This window comes from Pseudomonas alkylphenolica, assembly GCF_004025535.1.
GTDB classification, from domain to species: domain Bacteria; phylum Pseudomonadota; class Gammaproteobacteria; order Pseudomonadales; family Pseudomonadaceae; genus Aquipseudomonas; species Aquipseudomonas alkylphenolica_A.
Window position 1 is genome coordinate 667,041 of the sequence record NZ_QJRG01000047.1, and the last position, 18,920, is coordinate 685,960.

20 protein-coding genes and 1 tRNA gene are annotated in these 18,920 nt (G+C 63.7%); 7 read left to right on the forward strand and 14 right to left on the reverse strand.

Annotated features, from left to right (window positions below; genetic code table 11):
- Window positions 1-81: 81 nt before the first annotated feature.
- The gene (gene sstT / locus DM813_RS18380) at window positions 82-1,293 is read right to left on the reverse strand and encodes a serine/threonine transporter SstT (RefSeq protein ID WP_128324803.1); all 1,212 of its coding nucleotides are present in this window, start codon (window positions 1,291-1,293) and stop codon (window positions 82-84) included.
- 213 nt (window positions 1,294-1,506) lie between these two features.
- Here sstT and DM813_RS18385 point away from each other — a divergent pair, with 213 nt between their 5' ends.
- Complete coding sequence (locus DM813_RS18385) at window positions 1,507-2,661, forward strand: MFS transporter (RefSeq protein WP_128324804.1); 1,155 nt, start codon at window positions 1,507-1,509, stop codon at window positions 2,659-2,661.
- On the opposite strand, the gene nhaR is transcribed toward DM813_RS18385, so the two are convergent.
- Complete coding sequence (gene nhaR, locus DM813_RS18390; protein WP_128324805.1) at window positions 2,651-3,547, reverse strand: transcriptional activator NhaR; 897 nt, start codon at window positions 3,545-3,547, stop codon at window positions 2,651-2,653. The two genes, DM813_RS18385 and nhaR, sit on opposite strands and share 11 nt — an antisense overlap.
- Window positions 3,548-3,681: 134 nt before the next feature.
- Here nhaR and DM813_RS18395 point away from each other — a divergent pair, with 134 nt between their 5' ends.
- Both DM813_RS18395 and DM813_RS18400 read left to right on the forward strand, forming a co-directional pair.
- A complete protein-coding gene (locus DM813_RS18395) occupies window positions 3,682-3,921 on the forward strand; it encodes a hypothetical protein (RefSeq protein WP_128324806.1) in 240 nt (79 codons plus the stop codon).
- Window positions 3,922-3,952: 31 nt separating this feature from the next.
- Window positions 3,953-4,702, forward strand: a complete 750-nt coding sequence (locus DM813_RS18400; RefSeq protein WP_128324807.1) for a TerC family protein — start codon at window positions 3,953-3,955, stop codon at window positions 4,700-4,702.
- 47 nt (window positions 4,703-4,749) lie between these two features.
- Here DM813_RS18400 and DM813_RS28475 read toward each other — a convergent pair whose 3' ends face one another.
- Window positions 4,750-4,926, reverse strand: a complete 177-nt coding sequence (locus DM813_RS28475) for a hypothetical protein (RefSeq protein WP_164897263.1) — start codon at window positions 4,924-4,926, stop codon at window positions 4,750-4,752.
- Between the two features lie 162 nt (window positions 4,927-5,088).
- On the opposite strand from DM813_RS28475, the gene DM813_RS18405 reads away from it, so the two are divergent.
- A complete protein-coding gene (locus DM813_RS18405; RefSeq protein ID WP_128324808.1) occupies window positions 5,089-5,832 on the forward strand; it encodes a PA2778 family cysteine peptidase in 744 nt (247 codons plus the stop codon).
- A 21-nt stretch (window positions 5,833-5,853) separates the two neighbouring features.
- On the opposite strand, the gene DM813_RS18410 is transcribed toward DM813_RS18405, so the two are convergent.
- Window positions 5,854-7,137: an NAD(P)/FAD-dependent oxidoreductase gene (locus tag DM813_RS18410; RefSeq protein WP_128324809.1), complete on the reverse strand. Its 1,284-nt coding sequence runs from the start codon at window positions 7,135-7,137 to the stop codon at window positions 5,854-5,856.
- A 187-nt stretch (window positions 7,138-7,324) separates the two neighbouring features.
- Between DM813_RS18410 and DM813_RS18415 the strand changes: the two genes are divergently transcribed.
- From DM813_RS18415 to DM813_RS18420, 3 genes are all read left to right on the forward strand, one after another.
- Window positions 7,325-7,401: transfer RNA gene (locus tag DM813_RS18415), tRNA-Val, on the forward strand.
- A gap of 178 nt (window positions 7,402-7,579) precedes the next feature.
- Entirely contained in the window at window positions 7,580-7,717 is a 138-nt protein-coding gene (locus DM813_RS28685) for a YgdI/YgdR family lipoprotein (protein ID WP_241653195.1), read from the forward strand.
- Window positions 7,718-8,008, forward strand: a complete 291-nt coding sequence (locus DM813_RS18420) for a hypothetical protein (protein WP_241653196.1) — start codon at window positions 7,718-7,720, stop codon at window positions 8,006-8,008.
- A 227-nt stretch (window positions 8,009-8,235) separates the two neighbouring features.
- Here the strand turns inward: DM813_RS18420 and paaZ are convergent, their stop codons facing one another.
- The 10 genes from paaZ to paaK all read right to left on the reverse strand — a co-directional run bounded on the left by paaZ (window position 8,236) and on the right by paaK (window position 18,902).
- The gene (gene paaZ, locus DM813_RS18425; RefSeq protein WP_128324810.1) at window positions 8,236-10,290 is read right to left on the reverse strand and encodes a phenylacetic acid degradation bifunctional protein PaaZ; all 2,055 of its coding nucleotides are present in this window, start codon (window positions 10,288-10,290) and stop codon (window positions 8,236-8,238) included.
- A gap of 56 nt (window positions 10,291-10,346) precedes the next feature.
- Complete coding sequence (locus DM813_RS18430) at window positions 10,347-11,582, reverse strand: OprD family porin (protein WP_128324811.1); 1,236 nt, start codon at window positions 11,580-11,582, stop codon at window positions 10,347-10,349.
- Between the two features lie 21 nt (window positions 11,583-11,603).
- On the reverse strand, window positions 11,604-13,250 hold the full coding sequence (locus DM813_RS18435) for a cation acetate symporter (RefSeq protein WP_128324812.1): 1,647 nt from the start codon (window positions 13,248-13,250) through the stop codon (window positions 11,604-11,606).
- Complete coding sequence (locus tag DM813_RS18440; protein WP_128324813.1) at window positions 13,247-13,555, reverse strand: DUF485 domain-containing protein; 309 nt, start codon at window positions 13,553-13,555, stop codon at window positions 13,247-13,249. Before DM813_RS18440 ends, DM813_RS18435 begins: the two co-directional genes overlap by 4 nt.
- Window positions 13,556-13,670: 115 nt before the next feature.
- Window positions 13,671-14,747 (reverse strand): 1,2-phenylacetyl-CoA epoxidase subunit PaaE, encoded by a 1,077-nt coding sequence (paaE, locus tag DM813_RS18445; protein WP_128324814.1) that lies wholly within the window; start codon window positions 14,745-14,747, stop codon window positions 13,671-13,673.
- A gap of 26 nt (window positions 14,748-14,773) precedes the next feature.
- Window positions 14,774-15,307, reverse strand: coding sequence for a 1,2-phenylacetyl-CoA epoxidase subunit PaaD (paaD, locus tag DM813_RS18450; protein ID WP_128324815.1), 534 nt, complete (start codon window positions 15,305-15,307; stop codon window positions 14,774-14,776).
- Window positions 15,294-16,055 (reverse strand): 1,2-phenylacetyl-CoA epoxidase subunit PaaC, encoded by a 762-nt coding sequence (gene paaC / locus DM813_RS18455; protein WP_128324816.1) that lies wholly within the window; start codon window positions 16,053-16,055, stop codon window positions 15,294-15,296. The genes paaD and paaC overlap by 14 nt, the downstream gene beginning before the upstream one ends.
- Window positions 16,056-16,065: 10 nt before the next feature.
- The gene (gene paaB, locus DM813_RS18460; protein ID WP_128324817.1) at window positions 16,066-16,347 is read right to left on the reverse strand and encodes a 1,2-phenylacetyl-CoA epoxidase subunit PaaB; all 282 of its coding nucleotides are present in this window, start codon (window positions 16,345-16,347) and stop codon (window positions 16,066-16,068) included.
- A gap of 27 nt (window positions 16,348-16,374) precedes the next feature.
- Window positions 16,375-17,367: a 1,2-phenylacetyl-CoA epoxidase subunit PaaA gene (paaA, locus tag DM813_RS18465; RefSeq protein ID WP_128324818.1), complete on the reverse strand. Its 993-nt coding sequence runs from the start codon at window positions 17,365-17,367 to the stop codon at window positions 16,375-16,377.
- Between the two features lie 221 nt (window positions 17,368-17,588).
- Window positions 17,589-18,902, reverse strand: coding sequence for a phenylacetate--CoA ligase PaaK (gene paaK, locus DM813_RS18470; protein ID WP_128324819.1), 1,314 nt, complete (start codon window positions 18,900-18,902; stop codon window positions 17,589-17,591).
- Window positions 18,903-18,920 lie beyond the last annotated feature (18 nt).

An 18,920-nucleotide genomic window follows, 5' to 3' on the forward strand; every position in this document is an offset into this window, starting at 1 on the left:
GCGAAGTAAGGCCACTAGCCTAGGTGCGGGACAGGGTAAAACACAAGCTGCCGGTGCAGTGCGCACCGGCAGCGGTCGGGCTCAGGAGGCGCGACGTTCTTCGGCCATGCACGCCGCAGCGGTGAACAGCACGTCGGTGGAGGAGTTCAGCGCGGTTTCCGCCGAGTCTTGCAAAACCCCGATAATGAAGCCTACAGCCACTACCTGCATGGCGATCTCGCTGGGAATGCCGAACAGGCTGCAGGCCAGCGGGATCAGCAGCAGCGAGCCACCGGCGACACCCGAAGCGCCACAGGCGCAGACGGCGGCGACAACGCTGAGCAGGATGGCCGTAGGAATGTCGACCGCGATGCCCAGGGTGTGCACGGCGGCCAGGGTCAGCACGGTAATGGTGATGGCGGCACCGGCCATGTTGATGGTCGCGCCCAGCGGGATCGACACCGAGTAGGTGTCTTCATGCAGCCCCAGGCGCTCGCTCAAGGCCAGGTTGACCGGGATGTTGGCGGCCGAGCTGCGGGTGAAGAAGGCCGTAATGCCGCTTTCACGCAGGCACAGCAGTACCAGTGGGTAAGGGTTGCGACGGATTTTCCAGAACACGATCAGCGGGTTCATCACCAGTGCGACAAACAGCATGCAGCCAATCAGCACGGCCAGCAGGTGCAGGTAGCCGAGCAGTGCATTCAGGCCCGACTGCGCCAGGGTCGAGGCCACCAGGCCGAAAATGCCCAGCGGGGCAAAGCGAATGACCACACGAACGATCAGGGTAACGCCGTTGGACAGGTCTTCAACCACGGTGCGGGTGGTCTGGCCGGCATGACGAATCGCCACGCCGAGGCCGATGGCCCAGGCCAGGATGCCGATGAAGTTGGCGTTCATCAGTGCGCTCACCGGGTTGTCGACCACGCTCAGCAGCAGGCTTTGCAGCACTTCAGTGATGCCGCCCGGGGCGCTCAGGGCCACCTCGGAGGTGCTCAGGGCCAGGTGTGACGGGAAGGCCATGCTGGCGACCACCGCAACCACCGCTGCGGCAAAGGTACCGAACAGGTACAGCACCAGGATCGGGCGGATGTGGGTTTCGGTACCGTGTTTGTGGTTGGCGATGGAGGCCATCACCAGAATGAACACCAGCACCGGCGCCACGGCCTTCAGGGCGGAGACGAACACCTTGCCGATGAAGCCGAGGTTCATCGCAACCTCAGGCGCGATCAGGGCCAGGGCAATGCCGGCCACCAGGCCGATCATGATCTGCACTACCAGGCTGGTACGGTTCAACAGCTTTAGAACGGGTGTCATGTCGGGTGTTTCTCAGCGGTAAAGAGGGGCAGCCAGCCCGGGGTGACGCCGGAAAGGAGGTGGCGTCGGGCAATCGGGCCACGAAAGGGGCGCGACTTTAGCACAGCGCGCCAGAAGGGTGATTGCCCTGTGTCAGTCAGCTGGGCTGGGGTGTAGTATGCGCGCCCCTCAAAACGCCACAGCGCCGTGGATGTTTAAACCGCTGGAGTGTAGATGTTATTGCCGATTCTGTTGCTGGCTGCGGCCGGTTTCACTGTGTTGACCACCGAGTTCGTAATTGTCGGCCTGTTGCCGGGGATCGCCCGCGACCTGGCGGTCAGCGTGCCCCAGGCCGGGCTGCTGGTGACCCTGTTTGCCTTTACCGTGGCCTGCTTTGGGCCGTTTCTGACGGCCTGGTGCGCCCGCTTTGATCGCAAGCGCCTGTTTGTCGGCACCTTGCTGTTGTTTGCCGCCTGCAATGCCTTGGCGGCGCTGGCCCCGAATATCTACGTCATGGGCCTGGCGCGACTGTTGCCGGCCTTGGGCTTGCCAGTGTTCTGGGCGTTGGCCAGTGAAACGGCGGTAGACATTGTCGGGCCGGCCTATGCCGGGCGGGCGATTTCCAAGATCAGCTTTGGCGTAGTCTGCGCCACGGTGTTCGGTATTCCGGTCGGCACCCTGGTGGGCGACGCGCTGGGCTGGCGGGCGGCGTTTGCCATGCTGGCCGGGCTGGCGCTGGTAAAGGCGCTGCTGCTTCACCTGTATCTGCCGCGTACGCCCCGGCACAACCAGGCCACTTCGTTGCGTGGTCAGTTCGGCATTTTGCGCAGCCGCTTGCTGCAGGGCCATGTGCTGCTGTCGGTGCTGGTGTTCAGCGGTATGTTCACCGCCTACACCTACCTCGCCGATATCCTCGAACGCCTGGCCGGGTTTGATGGCGCGCGGGTGGGCTGGTACCTGATGGGCTTCGGTGCGGTGGGGCTGATCGGCAACAGCCTCGGCGGACGCGCAGTGGATCGCCATCCGCTGCTGGCCTCCGGCGGCTTTTGCGCGTTGATGCTGGTGGGCCTGATTGCCCTGGTGCCAAGCATTCACTCCACCTACGGCCTGATCGCTGCCCTGGCCATCTGGGGCGCGACCCAGGCGGCGCTGTTTCTGGTCAGCCATGTGCGCTTGATCAAGGCCGCGCCCCAGGCACCTGCTTTTGCCGCATCGTTGAACATTGCCGGCGGCAACCTGGGGATTGGCCTGGGGGCGATCATTGGTGGTCGGGTGATCGACAGCGTCGGGCTGGCCAGCCTCGGCTATGCCGCTGCCGTGCTGATCGGCCTCTCCGTGCTGCTGGCCCTGGGGCTGATGCGCATGGACGCCACCCGCACTACCAGTTGAACAACTGGCGGCGTGCGCCCTCGGTGATGGCAACGATGCCGGGGTGCTTGACCTTGCGTTCCACCGAAATGGCATAGAACGATTCGATGACCGCGTCGGTCTGGCCAATCAGCTCGACGCCGTATTGCCGGCAGACCTCGTCGGCAATCACGCTGGGGCCGATGAAAATCCCGCTGCCGGACTGACCGAAGGCCTGCATCAAGGCGCTGTCGTCGAACTCACCGACAATGCGCGGTTGAATCTGCTGCTCGGCCAGCCAGCGCAGCAAGCGGCTGCGCACCACGGTTTCCTGGCCGGGGATCAGCATCGGCGCGTGCTGCAGGCAAGCCGGAAAATCCGTGCCCACCTGAGCGGCCAGGGCCGGGGTGGCGAAAAAGCTGATGCCGCATTCCCCCAGGCGCTGGCTCACGCCCTTGATGTCCAGGTGGCTGGGCATGGGGCTGTCGGAGATCACCAGGTCCAGGCGCTGGATCGCAAGGTCGGCCAGCAAGCGTTCCAGTTTGTCTTCCCGGCAACTCAGGCGCAGGGCGTCTTCCATCTCCATGGTGGGCGCCAACAGGCGGTAGACGATGGACTTGGGCACCACATCGGCAACCCCGACCCGGAACAGGATCTGCTGTTCGTCCGGGCGGGTGCGCAGCATGGCCTCCAGCTCACCGCCAATCTGGAACATCTGCTCGGCGTAGGTCAGGGCCTGGCGGCCGCTTTCGGTCAGTTCCAGTTGCCGCCCGACCCGTCGAAACAGCTCGATACCATAGGTTTGCTCGAGCAGGCTGATCTGCCCGCTGATGGTCTGCGGGGTCAGGTTCAGCTGCTCGCCGGCCCGCACAATGCTGCCGGTGCGGGCCACCACCCAGAAGTAATGCAGCTGTCGGTAGTTGAGCATGGATGTTCCCGATTCGTAAAAACCGAAGTATAACCGCTGAAAATACGAATTTTCCTGATGTATTAAGGTATTTAGAATTCCCGCCATTACGGTGCCACCGAGTGGGCGCTGATCATCGACACGGAGAACCACAGATGTTGAACCTCAAATCCATCGGAACACCCCTGGTGTTGCTGCTGGCCCTGTTTGCCATGAGCGGTTGCGAGCAGGCCGAGAAATCCGCCCAGCAAATGCTCAACCAGGCCGCGGAATCAGCCAAGGAAGCCATCGACAAGACCAACGAAGCCGCGCAACAGGCCCTCAGCGAAGCCACCGGCTCCGAGGGCGCGAAGGCTGAAAAAATTGAGCGCGACGACAGCGCCAAAGAAATCTGAACCACCCCTAACCTCGATGCAGGAATGATTCATGGAATACTTGTTGGAACTCGCTGCAAGCCCGACCGCCTGGGTAGCCCTGGCCACCCTGGTGGCCATGGAGATCGTGCTGGGCATCGACAACCTGATTTTCATCTCCATCCTTACCAACAAGTTGCCTGAGGAATTCCGTTCCAAGGCGCGCCGTATCGGTATCAGCATGGCGCTGGTGATGCGCCTGGGCCTGCTCAGTACCATTGCCTGGATCGTGCAGCTGACCGAGCCTGTCATTGACGTGTTCGGCCATACCTTCTCCTGGAAGGACATGATCCTCATCGCCGGTGGTCTGTTCCTGCTGTGGAAGGCGACCACCGAGATCCATGAGAGCGTCGATCCGCGGGCCAAGGAAGAAAGCAAAGCGTCTTCGACCATCACTCTGGGCTTTGCCGCCGCTATCGGTCAGATCCTGCTGCTGGACATCGTCTTCTCGATCGACAGCATCATCACCGCCGTGGGCATGACCGAGCACCTGCCGATCATGATCATCGCCGTGATCAGTGCCGTGATCGTGATGTTGGTGGCTGCCGATCCGCTGGCCAAGTTCATCAACGACAACCCGACCGTGGTGATGCTGGCCCTGGGCTTCCTGATCATGATCGGTATGACCCTGATCGCCGAAGGCTTTGGCGCCCACGTACCGAAAGGCTATGTGTATGCAGCGATGGCGTTCTCTACCGCGATCGAAGCGCTGAACATCCTGTCGCGTCGGGCACGCCTCAAGCGTGAAGCCGCCGAGGGCTGATCGCAGTAGTAAAAGTAAGGGCCAGCATCTGCTGGCCCTTTTTGTTTTCAGTGCGCGTTGGCGTGCCGGCGGCTGCGCCGGGTGGGGATCGGTTCGCCGGTCTGTTTTGGCAAGGTGTGGTGCGGGTGATGGCGGCGGGCAATGCGCAGCACGCCCCAGAGCATCGCCGCAGCTACGCTCAACCAGGCGCCAACCAGCAGGAAGATTGCCATCGTCAGGCTCATGTGTGCCTCCTCAGGTCCCTGGCCAGCCCATGATGCTTGCCACGAGGACACGACTACAGTCTAGCCCAGGCCATGTTGCAGGCTATTGACCGATGGTCTAGCGCCTTGGGCCACTTTGTTCTAAGCCACCGTCGGACTATACCCGCGCGGCCCGCCGGCCTTATGATCGCTCCCCAAGGCCGGGCGCTGTCTGCCGGGCATCAGCACAAGCGAGTGTTCATGCTGCCACTGTCTGCTTCATCCTTTTGCGTCGCCCCGCGTCGTTTGCTGGCCACTTGTGCGCTGGCCCTGGCTTTGGTCGGCTGTGCCAGCCAGCCGCCGGCGCCGATCAAGGGCCTGCCGCAGCGGGTAGAAATCGGATCGGTACCGTTCTACCGCGGCAATGCCAACCAGAGTGCGCCGATGGCGCTGGCGGCGATCCTGTCGCAACAGGGCGTGCGCATTACCCCGGGGCTGCTGGAGCAACCGCTGGGCTTGCCGCAAGGCATCGACAAGCTGCAGGAGTCGATGCAGACCGTGGCCCGTCAATACGGCATGGTGGTTTATCCGCTGGAGCCGAAACTGGACGCGCTGTTGACGCAGGTGGCCGCCGGTAATCCGGTGCTGCTGCACTATGAGGAAGGCTCGGCGTTCTGGGGCGAGCGGCGCTACGCCTTGCTGGTCGGCTACGACCGCTACAAGCAGCGGGTGCTGCTGCGTACCGGCATGCACCGGCGCATGCTGATGGACTTCGACGATTTCACGTCGGCCTGGAACAAGGAGGGGAGTTGGGCGGTGCTGGTCCAGCAACCGAATCAGTTGCCGGCTCAGGTTGACCGTCAGCGCTGGCTGAAAGCGGCCAATGACCTGGCCCAGGCGGGCCAGGAACAAGCGGCGCGCCAGGCCGTCAGCACCCTGGGGCAGTGACGGCACTGGCCGGGCCCGGGCTTAGAAGCCCAGGCGGTCGCGCAGGCTGTAGTACCAGGCGCCGAGGGCGCTGAACGGTACGCGCAGCAACTGGCCACCCGGGAACGGGTAGTGCGGCAGCTCGGCGAAGGCATCGAAACGCTCGGCCTGACCACGCAGGGCTTCGGCCAGTACCTTGCCCGCCAGGTGGGTGTAGGTGACGCCGTGGCCACTGCAACCCTGGGAGTAGTAGATGTTGTCGCCCAGGCGGCCAACCTGTGGCAGGCGCGACAGGGTCAGCAGGAAGTTACCGGTCCAGGCGTAGTCGATCTTCACGTCTTTGAGTTGCGGGAAGGCCTTGAGCATCTTCGGACGAATGATCGCCTCGATGTTGGCCGGGTCGCGTGCACCATAAACCACGCCACCGCCGAAGATCAGGCGCTTGTCGCCGGTCAGCCGGTAGTAGTCGAGCAGGTAGTTGCAGTCTTCGACGCAGTAGTCTTGCGGCAGCAGGCTGCGCGCCAGGTCTTCGCCCAGTGGCTCGGTGGTGATCACCTGAGTGCCGCATGGCATGGACTTGGCCGCCAGTTCCGGCACCAGGTTGCCCAGGTAGGCGTTACCGGCAACGATGACGAACTTGGCGCGTACTTTACCCTGCGGGGTATGGATGACCGGGTTGGCGCCACGCTCGATGCGTACAGCCGGGGACTGCTCGTAGATCTTGCCGCCCAGCGACTCGACTGCGGCAGCTTCGCCCAGGGCCAGGTTCAGCGGGTGGATGTGGCCGCCGCTCATGTCGAGCATGCCGCCCAGGTATTGGTCGCAGTCGACCACTTCACGAATGCGCTTCTGGTCCATCAGTTCCAGCTGGGTATGGCCGAAGCGTTCCCACAGGCGCTTTTGCGATTCCAGGTGACCCATTTGCTTGGCGGTCAGGGCAGCGAATACACCGCCGTCTTTCAGGTCGCACTGGATGTTGTACTTGGCCACGCGCTCACGGATGATGCGCCCGCCTTCGAATGCCATGTGCCCGAGCAGTTGCGCCTGCTTGGGGCCAACGGTGCGCTCGATGACGTCGATGTCACGGCTGTAGCTGTTGACGATCTGGCCGCCGTTGCGGCCCGATGCGCCGAAACCGACCTTGGCGGCTTCCAGCACGGTCACACTGAAGCCCGCCTCCAGCAGGAACAAGGCGCTGGACAAACCGGTATAGCCGGCGCCGATCACGCAGACATCGGTCTGTACCTCTTCCTGCAGCGCCGGGCGCGGCGGAACCGGATTGGCCGATGCGGCGTAGTAGGACTGTGGGTAGGGGGTGTTGGCCATGCTGCGAAACCTCTGTGTTATATTTTTTACGACTGTACCGATGCTATCAATAATAATAAACACCCGCTAGTCGTGTGTTGAAAATCCTTTACTCGGGGTTTTCACAAATACTTTTGTTATTCAGTGGTTTAGCTAGAAAAAAAGAGTTGACACGGTCGTCCGATTCCGTAGAATGCCGCCTCACAGCAGGCACATAGCTCAGTTGGTTAGAGCACCACCTTGACATGGTGGGGGTCGTTGGTTCGAGTCCAATTGTGCCTACCAAATCAAATCCGCCCCTGCTGGCGGTACAGAAAAGGCGATCCGAAAGGGTCGCCTTTTTTGGTTTCTGCACCTGCGTCTCCCCGCAGACCGGTCATCTGAAGAACAGCTCGCACAGGCAGCCCCGCTAGAATTAACAGGGGGATAACTTTCATGCGTACTGCTTGTAAGGAGTCCTACGATGAAGATTCTATCTTCGCTAGCACTGCTGATGGCGGCCGGATGGCTGTCAGGGTGTGCTGATCATCAGGTCGTCAACGTCCCGCTGAATGCAACCCAGGACAACGCCGGGCATATCGCCCTGGCCAGCCTGGTATGAATGGGCAGCGAGACGCAAATCCGCATCGCTGTCAGTGGTGTGCCGGATTCAACCAGCCTTCCTGCGCGGCTCTACACCTACCTCTATGCAGGTGGGTGCGGCGCCCTGAGTGGCAAGCCGGCTTACTCGATGAATGACACCGTGCGTTCAGACCTGCATGGCCCGGGTATGGAGCTGGTGAAGGTCGCCCCCTTGCCGCTCGACAACCTGCGCTCGGGCAACTATGCCCTGGTGGTGCGCAGCAGTGCTGCAGACGGCAATCAGGACCTGTTCTGCGCCAAGGTCATCTAGCCAAGTCGGGGCTGCCGCCTGCTCCTACAGGTCCTGCGGGAATTCTGAAACCTGCGATGTACCTGTTGGAGCGGGCTTGCCCGCGAAGAGGCCGGTACAGGCAGCGCAGATGTCAGGAAGATCGAACAAAGGTCACTGCCGGCAAGACCTCTGCATCGCGTTGAATGCTTCGCGGGTAAACCCGCTCCCACTGCGATGGGGCTGCATGGCAGCCCCTCTGGGCTACATCAGGCGTTGCGCTTCACCACCAGGGTGAGGATGTCGTAGCTGGCGCACAGCTCGCCGTTCTGGTTGGTCACCTCGACGTCCCACGCCACTACACCTTGCGGCTCGCCTTTCGGGCTGACCTTGCCCTGGTCGATCTTGCGCTTGCAGGTCAGGCGCGCCTGGATGGTGTCGCCGATGCCCACCGGCGTAATGAAGCGCAGGGTGTCCAGGCCGTAGTTGGCCAGTACCGGGCCCACACCTGGGGAGACGAACAGGCCGGCGGCAGCCGACAGCACGAAGTAGCCGTGGGCGATGCGCTTGCCGAACTGCGAGTCCTTGGCGGCGATGTCGTCGAAGTGCATGTAGAAGTGATCGCCCGACAGGCAGCCGAAGTTGACCAGATCCGACTCGGTGACGGTGCGGCGGTGAGTCAGCAGCGACTCGCCGATCTGCAGGTCTTCGAAGTGGCGACGGAACGGGTGCACTTCGGTCTCGTAGACCTTGGCGCCACGGACGTACTCACCGGTGACCGCCATGAGCATGCTCGGCGAGCCTTGTACCGCGGTGCGTTGCAGGTAGTGCTTGACCGCGCGCAGGCCGCCGAGCTCTTCGCCACCACCGGCGCGACCCGGGCCACCGTGCTTGAGTTGCGGCAGCGGCGAGCCGTGGCCGGTGGATTCGGCCGCCGATTCGCGGTCGAGGATGTGCAGGCGACCGTGCAGCGCAGCGGCAGCAGGTACCACCTTGGCGGCCACGCGTGGGTCCTTGGTGATCAGGCTGGCGACCAGGCTGCCTTTGCCGCGGGCGGCCAGGGCAATGGCTTCGTCGAGATCGTCGTAGGCCATCAGGGTGCTGACCGGGCCGAACGCCTCGATGTCGTGGGCGCCGCCTTCGGCATGCGGGTCGCGGCTGCGCAGCAGGGTCGGGGCGAAGAAGGCACCTTCGTTGACGCCCTCGCCACGCGGGGCAAAGCCGTCTTTGGCGCCGAACAGCAGGTCGCTCGACTCCAGCAGTGCGGCAACGCGCTCGGCAACGTCGGCCTGTTGGGCGTGCGACGCCAGTGCGCCCATTTTCACGCCTTCTACCGACGGGTCACCGACCACTACCTTGGCCAGGCGCTCACGCAGGCGCTCGGCCACCGCGTCGATGTGCTTGGCCGGAACGATGGCACGGCGAATCGCGGTGCACTTCTGGCCGGCCTTGGTGGTCATCTCGCGGGCGATTTCCCTGACGAACAGGTCGAACTCTTCGTCGTCCGGGGTGACTTCCGGGGCGAGGATCGCGCAGTTCAGCGAGTCGGCCTCGGCGTTGAACGGAATCGAATTGCGCACCAGATTGGCGTTGACGCGCAGCTTGGCGGCGGTGTCGGCGGAGCCGGTGAAGGTCACCACGTCCTGGCCCTGCAGGCGGTCGAGCAGGTCGCCGGTGCCGCCGACGATCAGCTGCAGGCTGCCGGCTGGCAGCAGGCCGGACTCATCCATCAGGCGCACGGTGGCTTCGGTCAGGTAGCTGGTGGCGGTGGCCGGCTTGACGATGCACGGCATGCCGGCGAGGAAGCTTGGGGCGAACTTTTCGAGCATGCCCCAGATCGGGAAGTTGAAGGCGTTGATGTGCACGGCGACGCCGCCGCGCGGTACCAGAATGTGGCTGCCGGCGAAGGTGTTGTTCTTGCCCAGCGGGATGACCGGGCCTTCATGCACTACATTGCCGGACGGCAGCTCGCGGCTGCCCATGCTGGCGTAGGCGAACAGGGTGCCGGCGCCGCCTTCGATGTCGATCCAGCTGTCGGCGCGGGTCGCACCGCTGTGGTGAGACAGCGCGTACAACTGCTCTTTACGCTCGAGCAAGAACTTGCCGAGGGCCTTGAGGCGTGCGGCGCGCTGCTGGAAATCCATCGCCATCAGTTCGGCGATGCCGCGCTGGCGGGCATGGGCGACGGCTTCAGCGAAGTCCAGCACCTCTTCATGGGTGCACGCCAGTGGCTGGCCATTGATCGCGCTACGCAGGGTCTGGGCGCCGTGCTGGCCGATCCAGCGGCCGCCGATGAAACTCTGCAGGGTAGGGTTGTTGCTCATCAAACATTCTCCAGGGTGTCGGGGGCGGCCGGCGCCCGTGGGGCCGGCCGCAAGTCTTACCAGAGGGCCAGGGTGTAGCCGAGGATCAGGCGGTTCTCATCGACGTCGGTGGTCAGGCCGTTACCGGAGCGGAAGGTCACGTTGCGCCAGCGCAGGCTCAGGTTCTTCAGTGGGCCGCTTTGCACCACGTAGACGAGGTCGCTGTCGCGTTCCCACTCTTCACCGTGGTCACCGGTGGCGGTGCGGGCGTTGCGGCCATCCACGTAGCGGGTCATGAAACTCAGGCCGGGGATGCCGAGGGCGACGAAGTCGTAGTCGTAGCGCAGTTGCCAGGCGTCTTCCTCGGCGCGGGTGAAGGTGTTGAAGGTCACCAGGTTCACCGAGTAAGGGTCACCACCGTTGAGGAAGGGAAAGGCGCTGTCGCCAGACATGCTCTGCCAGCCCGTGCTGAGCCGGTGGCCGCCATGGCTGAGGCTGAGCATGCCGTTGAAGTTGCGGTTGTCGATCACCCCCGCGCGGCGCTGGCCGTCTTCGCGGCTGTCGAAGTAGCGCAGGTCGCTGCGCAGGCTGAAGCCACCACCCAGCGGCAGGCTGTGCACCAGGCCGACGAACTGCTGGCGGTAGATGTCTTCCAGCTTGCCGTAGTAGTAGCTGACGGCCAGTTGCGGGTTGATCGCGTAGCTGCCGCCGGCGAAGTCGAAGGCGTCGCTGGTGGCTGCGCTGTAACCGATATCGTCGCGGCTGGACGAATCGCGCAGGTTGGCGCGGGTCAGGCGGCCGCCGTTGAAGGTCAGGCCGTCGATCTCCTGGGAGGTCAGCATGCCACCCTGAAAGGTCGCCGACAGCAGGCGGGTGTCGTTATAGGTGACTACCGGCAGCGTCGGCTGCAGGGTGCCCAGGCGCAGGGTGCTTTTCGAAGCGCGCAGCTTGGCGGTCAGGCCCAGTTCGCTGTAGTCGTCCACCGGTTCGTGACTGGTCGGGCCAAACGGCAGCAGGCCGGTGCCGCGCCGGTCGCGGCTGGAGTCGAGCTTGATACCCAGCTCGCCGATGGCGTCGAGGCCAACGCCGACAGTGCCTTCGGTGAAACCTGATTCCAGGCGCGCGGTAAAGCCCTGGCCCCATTCCTCGGCCTTGGCCTGCGGCGCGCCGCTCTGGCGGAAGTCGCGGTTGAGGTAGTGGTTGCGCAGCTCCAGGCTGCCTTTGCTGTCTTCAATGAAGCCCGCCATGGCCACCGGGGAGATGGCCAGGCCGAGCGCCGCCAGCAGCGGCGCGTTAGAACGGAAATAAGTCATTGTTATTATGCTTCCGTTGAGTCAGTGGCGATTGGCGGCGGCTGCGCCGATGCCGGTCATGGAGCGGATGAATTGGGCCAGGTAACGGCCACGCTCGGTTTGCGCACGCTCCGAGCGATCGGTTACCGAGAACACCCAGGCACCGAGGAACGCCAGCGTCATCGAGAACAGCGCCGGGTTCGAGTAAGGGAACAGCGCCTTCTCGTGGTGCAGCACGCCGACCCAGACCACCGGGCTCAGCACCAGCAGGATGACGGCGGAAGCCAGGCCGACCAGGCTGCCGGCGACGGCGCCACGGGTGGTCAGGCCTTTCCAGAACATCGAGAGGAACAGCACCGGGAAGTTGACCGAGGCGGCAATGGCCAGCACCAGGCCCGACAGGAAGGCAATGTTCTGCGACTCGAACAGCAGGCCGAGAATCACCGCCAGTGCGCCGATTACCAGCGTCGCCAGGCGCGACATGCGCATTTCTTCGCGTTCGCTGGCCTGGCCCTTGCGGATCACGCAGGCATACAGGTCGTGGGCCACTGCCGAGGCGCCGGACAACGCCAGGCCAGCGACCACTGCCAGGATGGTGGCGAAAGCCACGGCCGAGATGAAGCCGAGGAACAGGCTGCCACCGACTGCCTGAGCCAGGTGTACCGCAACCATGTTGCCGCCGCCGACAATCGCGCCGCTGGCATCGCGGAACGAGGCGTCAGTGCCGACGATAACGATGGCGCCGAAGCCGATGGCAATCAGCAGCACATAGAAGTAGCCGATGAAACCGGTGGCATAGAGCACGCTCTTGCGCGCTTCGCGGGCGTCCTTGACGGTGAAGAAGCGCATCAGGATATGCGGCAGGCCGGCGGTGCCGAACATCATGCCGACGGCGAGCGACAGGGTGTCGATGGGGTTGCTCAGCAAGCCGCCCGGCGACATGATCGCCTGGCCCTTGGCATGCACGGCGGCTGCGCCGGCGAACATTTCCTCGGTGCTGAAGTTGAAGTGCTTGAGCACTGCGTACGCCATGAAGGTGGCGCCGCACAGCAGCATCACCGCCTTGATGATCTGTACCCAGGTGGTGGCGAGCATGCCGCCGAAGGTCACGTAGAACACGATCAGCACGCCCACCAGCAGCACTGCCTGCAGGTAGCTGATGCCGAACAGCAGTTCGATCAGCTTGCCGGCGCCGACCATCTGCGCCATCAGGTACATCAGTGCCACGATCAGGGTGCCCACGGCCGCGACGATGCGGATCGGGGTTTGCTCCAGACGGTACGAGACCACGTCGGCGAAGGTGTACTTGCCGAGGTTGCGCAGGCGTTCGGCGATCAGGAACAGGATGATCGGCCAGGCGGCTACTACGCCCAGGGAGTACAACAGGCCGTCGTAACCGGCCATGAAGATCATCGCCGAGATGCCCAGGAATGAAGCGGCGCTGATCATGTCGCCGGCAATTGCCAGGCCGTTCTGCAGGCCGCTGATGCCGCCGCCGGCGGTGTAGAAGTCGCTGGCCGAACGGGTACGCAATGCGGCCCAGCGGGTGATGCCGAGGGTGAACAGCACGAACACCAGGAACATGCCGATGGCGTGCCAGTTCAGTGGCCGCGCGGCGGTTTCACCGGCGATGGCTGCGCCACTCGCCAGCAGGCCTGCACCGAGCAACAGCAAATGCGAGGCTTTCATTGCTGAGCCTCCTGCTGCAGTTTTGCCACGAGCGGGTCGAGCACCTGGTTGGTCTGGCGCACATAGAAAGCGGTAAGAAGGAACGAGAGCAGAATGACCGTTACCGCCACAGGAATGCCGATACTGGTGGCGCCGCCGTTGAGCGGCTGGCCAAGCAGCCCGGGGGCGAATGCCATCGTCAGCACGAAGCCGTAGTAAATCGCCAGCATCGTCAGGGTCAGCGACCAGGTCAGGCGCTGCTTGCGGCGCACCAGCTGGATGAAGTCCGGGTGCTGCCGGAGACGTTCGGGGTCTTGTGGGGTCATGGTTTCACGCTCTCTTGTTGTGATTGTCGAGTCAGTGTTTTCGCGGTACGGCAAAACCCGGGCGTTGCCGGAGCCACTGCGCTAACGCGGTGGCTCTGGCAGCGGACCGGGCGGGTCAGAGCTGGTCGAAGTCGAGTACGACCTTGTCGCTGATCGGGAAGGCCTGGCACGACAGCACGTAGCCGGCCGCGACCTCGTAGTCTTCAAGGGCGAAGTTGCTGTCCATTTCCACTTCGCCTTCGATCACCTTGCACTTGCAGGTCGAGCACACCCCGGCCTTGCACGAGTAGGGCAGTTCGGCGCCGTGTTCGTTGCCGGCGTCCAGCACGCTGGCGCTGTTGCGTGCCAGCTCGAACGACAGCTCGCGACCGTCGCTGATCACGGTGATCTGGCTCTTGGCGCTGTCGGCCTGGGCCGCGGCCTGGCGTGCTTCGCGCTTCTGCGTGCTGCCGACGGCGGCGAACAGTTCGAAGTGGATGCGCTCGGCCGGCATGCCGTTGGCCTTGAGCTGGTCGCGCACGGTTTCGGTCATGGCCTGCGGGCCACAGATAAAGGCGGCGTCCAGGGCCTTGACGTCGAGCCAGCGGCTGAACAGCTGGGCGCATTTTTCGGCATCGATGCGGCCGTTGTAGAGGTCGACGTCCTGTTGCTCGCGGCTGAACACGAAGATCAGGTTGAGGCGCTGCAGGTAGCGGTTTTTCAGGTCTTCGAGCTGTTCGCGAAACAGTGCGGAGTTGCTCGAACGGTTGCCGTAGAGCAAGGTGAAACTGCTGTGCGGTTCGCGTTCCAGGGTGGTCTTGATGATCGACAGGATCGGCGTGATGCCGCTGCCGGCGGCCACGGCCAGGTAGTGGCCGTGGCGCGTGGCGTCGAGCGGCACGTAGAAGTGCCCGGACGGCGGCATCACTTCCAGTTGCTGGCCGGCCTTGAGGCTGTCGTTGGCGTAGGCGGAGAACAGCCCGCCGGGTACGCGCTTGATCGCCACGCGCAGCTCACCGTCGTTGACCCCGGTGCAGATCGAGTAGGAACGGCGCACTTCCTGACCTTCAAGGTGCGTGCGCATCACCAGGTGCTGGCCCTGGGTGAAGGTGAAATCGTTGGCCAGCTCGGCCGGTACGTCGAAGGCGATCGACACCGCGTCGCGGGTCTCCGGGCGCACTTCTTTAATCTTCAGGCTGTGGAACTTGCTCATTTTTTTTGTCTCCGGCAGCGCGCTGCTCAGATGCACTTGAAGTAGTCGAAAGGCTCACGGCACTCGATGCAGCGGTACAGCGCCTTGCAGGCGGTCGAACCGAACTCGCTGAGGCGCTCGGTGTGGGCGCTGCCGCATTGCGGACAGCACACCTCGTCACCCTCGCCGAGCAGGCTGCGCTTGCTGGTGCTGCCAGCAGGCGGGGCGATGCCGTAGGTGCGCAGGCGCTCGCGGCCGCTGTCGCTGATCCAGTCGGTGGTCCACGCCGGGGTCAGCCGGCGCTCCAGTTGCGGTGCGGCGAAGCCGGCCTGTTGCAGGGCGTCGGCGATGTCCTGCTCGATCACCTCGGTGGCCGGGCAGCCCGAATAGGTCGGGGTGACCACCACGTGCAGGTGGCCCCCTTGCCAGTCGAGGCCGCGGACGATACCCAGATCAACCACGCTGACCACCGGGACCTCCGGGTCCATCACCTCGCCGAGCACGGCCCAGGCCTGTTCCAGGTCATTGGCCTGGAGCGGGCGGGCGCCGCGGTCGCTGGCGATCAGCTCACCAGGTCGCATCGGGATAGGCTCGCGGCAGGAACTGCATTTCGGCCAGCAGCGCACCCAGGTGCTCGCTGTGTACGCCACGGCGCCCGCTCAGGTAGAAGTAGCTGGCTGCTGCCGGTACCGGCAGGGTGGCGCGGGTGAACACTTCGTCTACCTTGGCACGCCAGGCGCTGGCGATTGCCTCTGGCTGGGCGATCACGCCGGCGTCGGCCAGGCGTTGCTCGACCTCGTCGCCATCGGCCAGCTCGACGGTGAAGCGCCAAACCTGCTCGATCGCCGCCAGCATGCGCCGGTGGCTTTCCTCGGTGCCGTCGCCAAGGCGCTCGACCCACTCGCCGGAGCGGCGCAGGTGGTAGGTGACTTCTTTCAGGGCCTTGGCGGCGATGCCGGCGACACGCTCATCGCTGGAGCTGCTCAGGGCGCTCAACACCTGGAAGTGCCAGGCGTCGAAGAGAAACTGTTTGACGATGGTGACCGCGTAATCGCCGTTGGGCTGTTCGACCAGCAGCAGGTTGCGGTAGGCACGCTCGTCGCGGCGGAACGCCAGGTGGTCGGCGTCACGGCCGTCGGCCAGCAGCTCGGCGGCGTAGTCCAGCCAGTTGCGTGCCTGGCCGACCAGGTCGAGGCCGACGTTCATCAGCGCCAGCTCTTCTTCCAGTGCCGGGGCCTTGCCGCACCATTCGCACAGGCGCTGGCCCTGGATCAGGGCGCTGTCGCCGAGGCGCAGCAGGTATTGGATGAGGTCTTGTTGTTGGGTCATGGCAGTGGCCTCACATGTGACCGACTTCGGCCGGCAGCTCGTAGAAGCTGGCATGGCGATAAACCTTGTCTTCCGACGGCACGAACAGCGGGTCTTTCTCGTCTGGCGAGGAGGCAGTGATCAGCGCCGATGGCACGACCCACAGGCTCACGCCCTCGTTGCGGCGGGTGTACAGCTCGCGGGCGTTCTCGATCGCCATGGCGGCGTCGGCGGCATGCACGCTGCCGACGTGCTTGTGGTTGAGGCCGTGCTTGCTGCGTACGAAAACTTCGAACAGGGTCCATTCGGACATGGCGGGGTTCTCCAGATCAGGGGCTTGTCAGGCGGCGTTGCGCTTGGCTTGTTGTTTTTTGGCGTGGGCGACCGCGGCCTGGCGCACCCAGGCGCCGTCCTCGATGGCCTTGCGGCGGGTGGCGACGCGTTCGGTGTTGCACGGGCCGTTGCCCTTGAGCACGTCGTAGAACTCGTCCCACTGGATGTCGCCGAAGTCGTAGTGGCCGCGTTCTTCGTTCCACTTCAGGTCCGGGTCCGGCACGGTGCAGCCGAGCAGCTCCAGTTGCGGAATGGTCTGGTCGACGAAGCGCTGGCGCAGCTCGTCGTTACCCTGGCGCTTGATCTTCCAGGCCATCGACTGGGCGCTGTTCGGCGAATGCTCGTCGCTTGGGCCGAACATCATCAGGGCTGGCCACCACAGGCGGTTGATTGCGTCCTGGACCATGTCCTTCTGCGCCTGGGTGCCTTCTTTCATCATGGTCAGCAGCAGTTGGTAGCCCTGGCGCTGGTGGAAGCTCTCTTCCTTGCAGATACGGATCATCGCCCGCGAATAAGGGCCGTAGGAGGTGCGCTGCAGCACCACCTGGTTGACGATTGCCGCGCCGTCGACCAGCCAGCCCACTGCGCCCATGTCGGCCCAGCTCAGGGTCGGGTAGTTGAAGATGCTCGAGTACTTGGCCTTGCCGCTGTGCAGCTTGGCGATTTCTTCGTCGCGGTCGGCGCCCAGGGTTTCCATCGCGCTGTACAGGTACAGGCCGTGACCGGCTTCGTCCTGGATCTTGGCCATCAGCTGCAGCTTGCGCTTGAGGGTCGGTGCGCGGGTTACCCAGTTGCCTTCGGGCAGCATGCCGACGATTTCCGAGTGCGCGTGCTGGGAGATCTGGCGGATCAGGGTCTGCCGGTAGGCGTCGGGCATCCAGTTCTTGGCTTCGATCTTGATCTCGGCGTCGATCTTCTCTTGGAAGGCGCGCTCTTCCGGGGACATTTCGTCCAGCGCCTTGACCCGCTTAACGCCGGTCTCAACCAGTTGTGCGTACATGCTGCGTCTCCAGCCTTGTAATTGTTTGTCGGGAGGCCTTGGCCATGGGTGTATTTTTAAATGATACAAAAATAAATATCAAACATTAATTTGTGTGTCGCATGCGATTATTGTATCACTTCGTCGGATCGCGGCAGGGGTGGTTTGTGCCGGTGTGGGCTGCGGGGCTTTTCGCGGGCAAAAAAAAGCCCCGCCGAAGCGGGGCTGGGGGCAGGCTGCAATCAGCTCTGGCTACGTTTGTCGTAAACGTGGCAGGCCTTGCCTTCAGAGCGTTTCAGACTATGCGAAGGCTGGATCAGCACACGTGCGCTGATGCCGATGTAGGTCTTGATCTGCTTGCTCAGTTCGTTGCCGATCAGTTTCTGCTGGTCGGCGTCCAGGCCCTGCAGTTCATGCTTGAGCTCCACGTGCACATCCATGCCGTCGAGGTTGCCGTTGCGATACAGATGTATCTCGTAGCACTCGGAAAGTTGTTTTATTTTCAGTACCTGCTCTTCGATCTGCGTCGGGAACACGTTGACCCCGCGGATGATCAGCATGTCGTCGCTGCGCCCGGTGATCTTGTCGATGCGTCGCATCGGCCGTGCGGTGCCCGGCAGCAGGCGCGTGAGGTCGCGGGTACGGTAGCGGATCATCGGCAGCGCTTCTTTGCTCAGCGAGGTGAACACCAGCTCGCCGTATTCGCCGTCGGGCAGCACCGCGCCGGTCACCGGGTCGATGATTTCCGGGTAGAAGTGGTCTTCCCAGACGGTCGGGCCGTCCTTGGTCTCGGCGCATTCCATGGCCACGCCCGGGCCCATGATTTCCGACAGGCCGTAGATGTCCAGAGCGGTGATGCCCATGCGCTCCTCGACCGCGCGGCGCAGCTCGGCGGTCCAGGGTTCGGCGCCAAAGATGCCCAGGCGCAGCGCCAGCTTGTGCGGGTCGAGGCCCTGGCGTTCGATCTCGTCAGCGATGTTGAGCATGTACGAGGGGGTGACCATGATGATGTCCGGCTGGAAATCACGGATCAGCTGCACCTGCTTCTCGGTCTGCCCGCCCGACATCGGAATCACCGTGCAGCCCAGGCGCTCGGCACCGTAGTGGGCGCCCAGGCCGCCGGTGAACAGGCCGTAGCCGTAGGAAATCTGCACCTTGTCGCCACGACGGCCACCGGCTGCGCGGATCGAGCGGGCGACGACGTTGGCCCAGGTGTTGATGTCGTTTTGCGTGTAACCGACCACGGTCGGCTTGCCGGTGGTGCCGCTGGAGGCGTGCAGGCGCACGACGTCATGCATCGGCACGGCGAACATGCCGTAAGGGTAGTTGTCGCGCAGGTCGTTCTTGCCGGTGAACGGGAATTTGGCCAGGTCGTCCAGCGACTTCAGGTCGTCCGGGTGCACGCCCAGGCTGTCGAAGCGCTGCTTGTACAGCGGCACGTTCTGGTAGGCGTGGTTCAGGCTCCAGCGCAGGCGGTCCAGCTGGTGCTGACGCAATTGATCGATGCTGGCGGTTTCCATCGGATCAAGCGGGGATGTGTTTACAGACATATTCATGGCTTCACTCGAATTGTT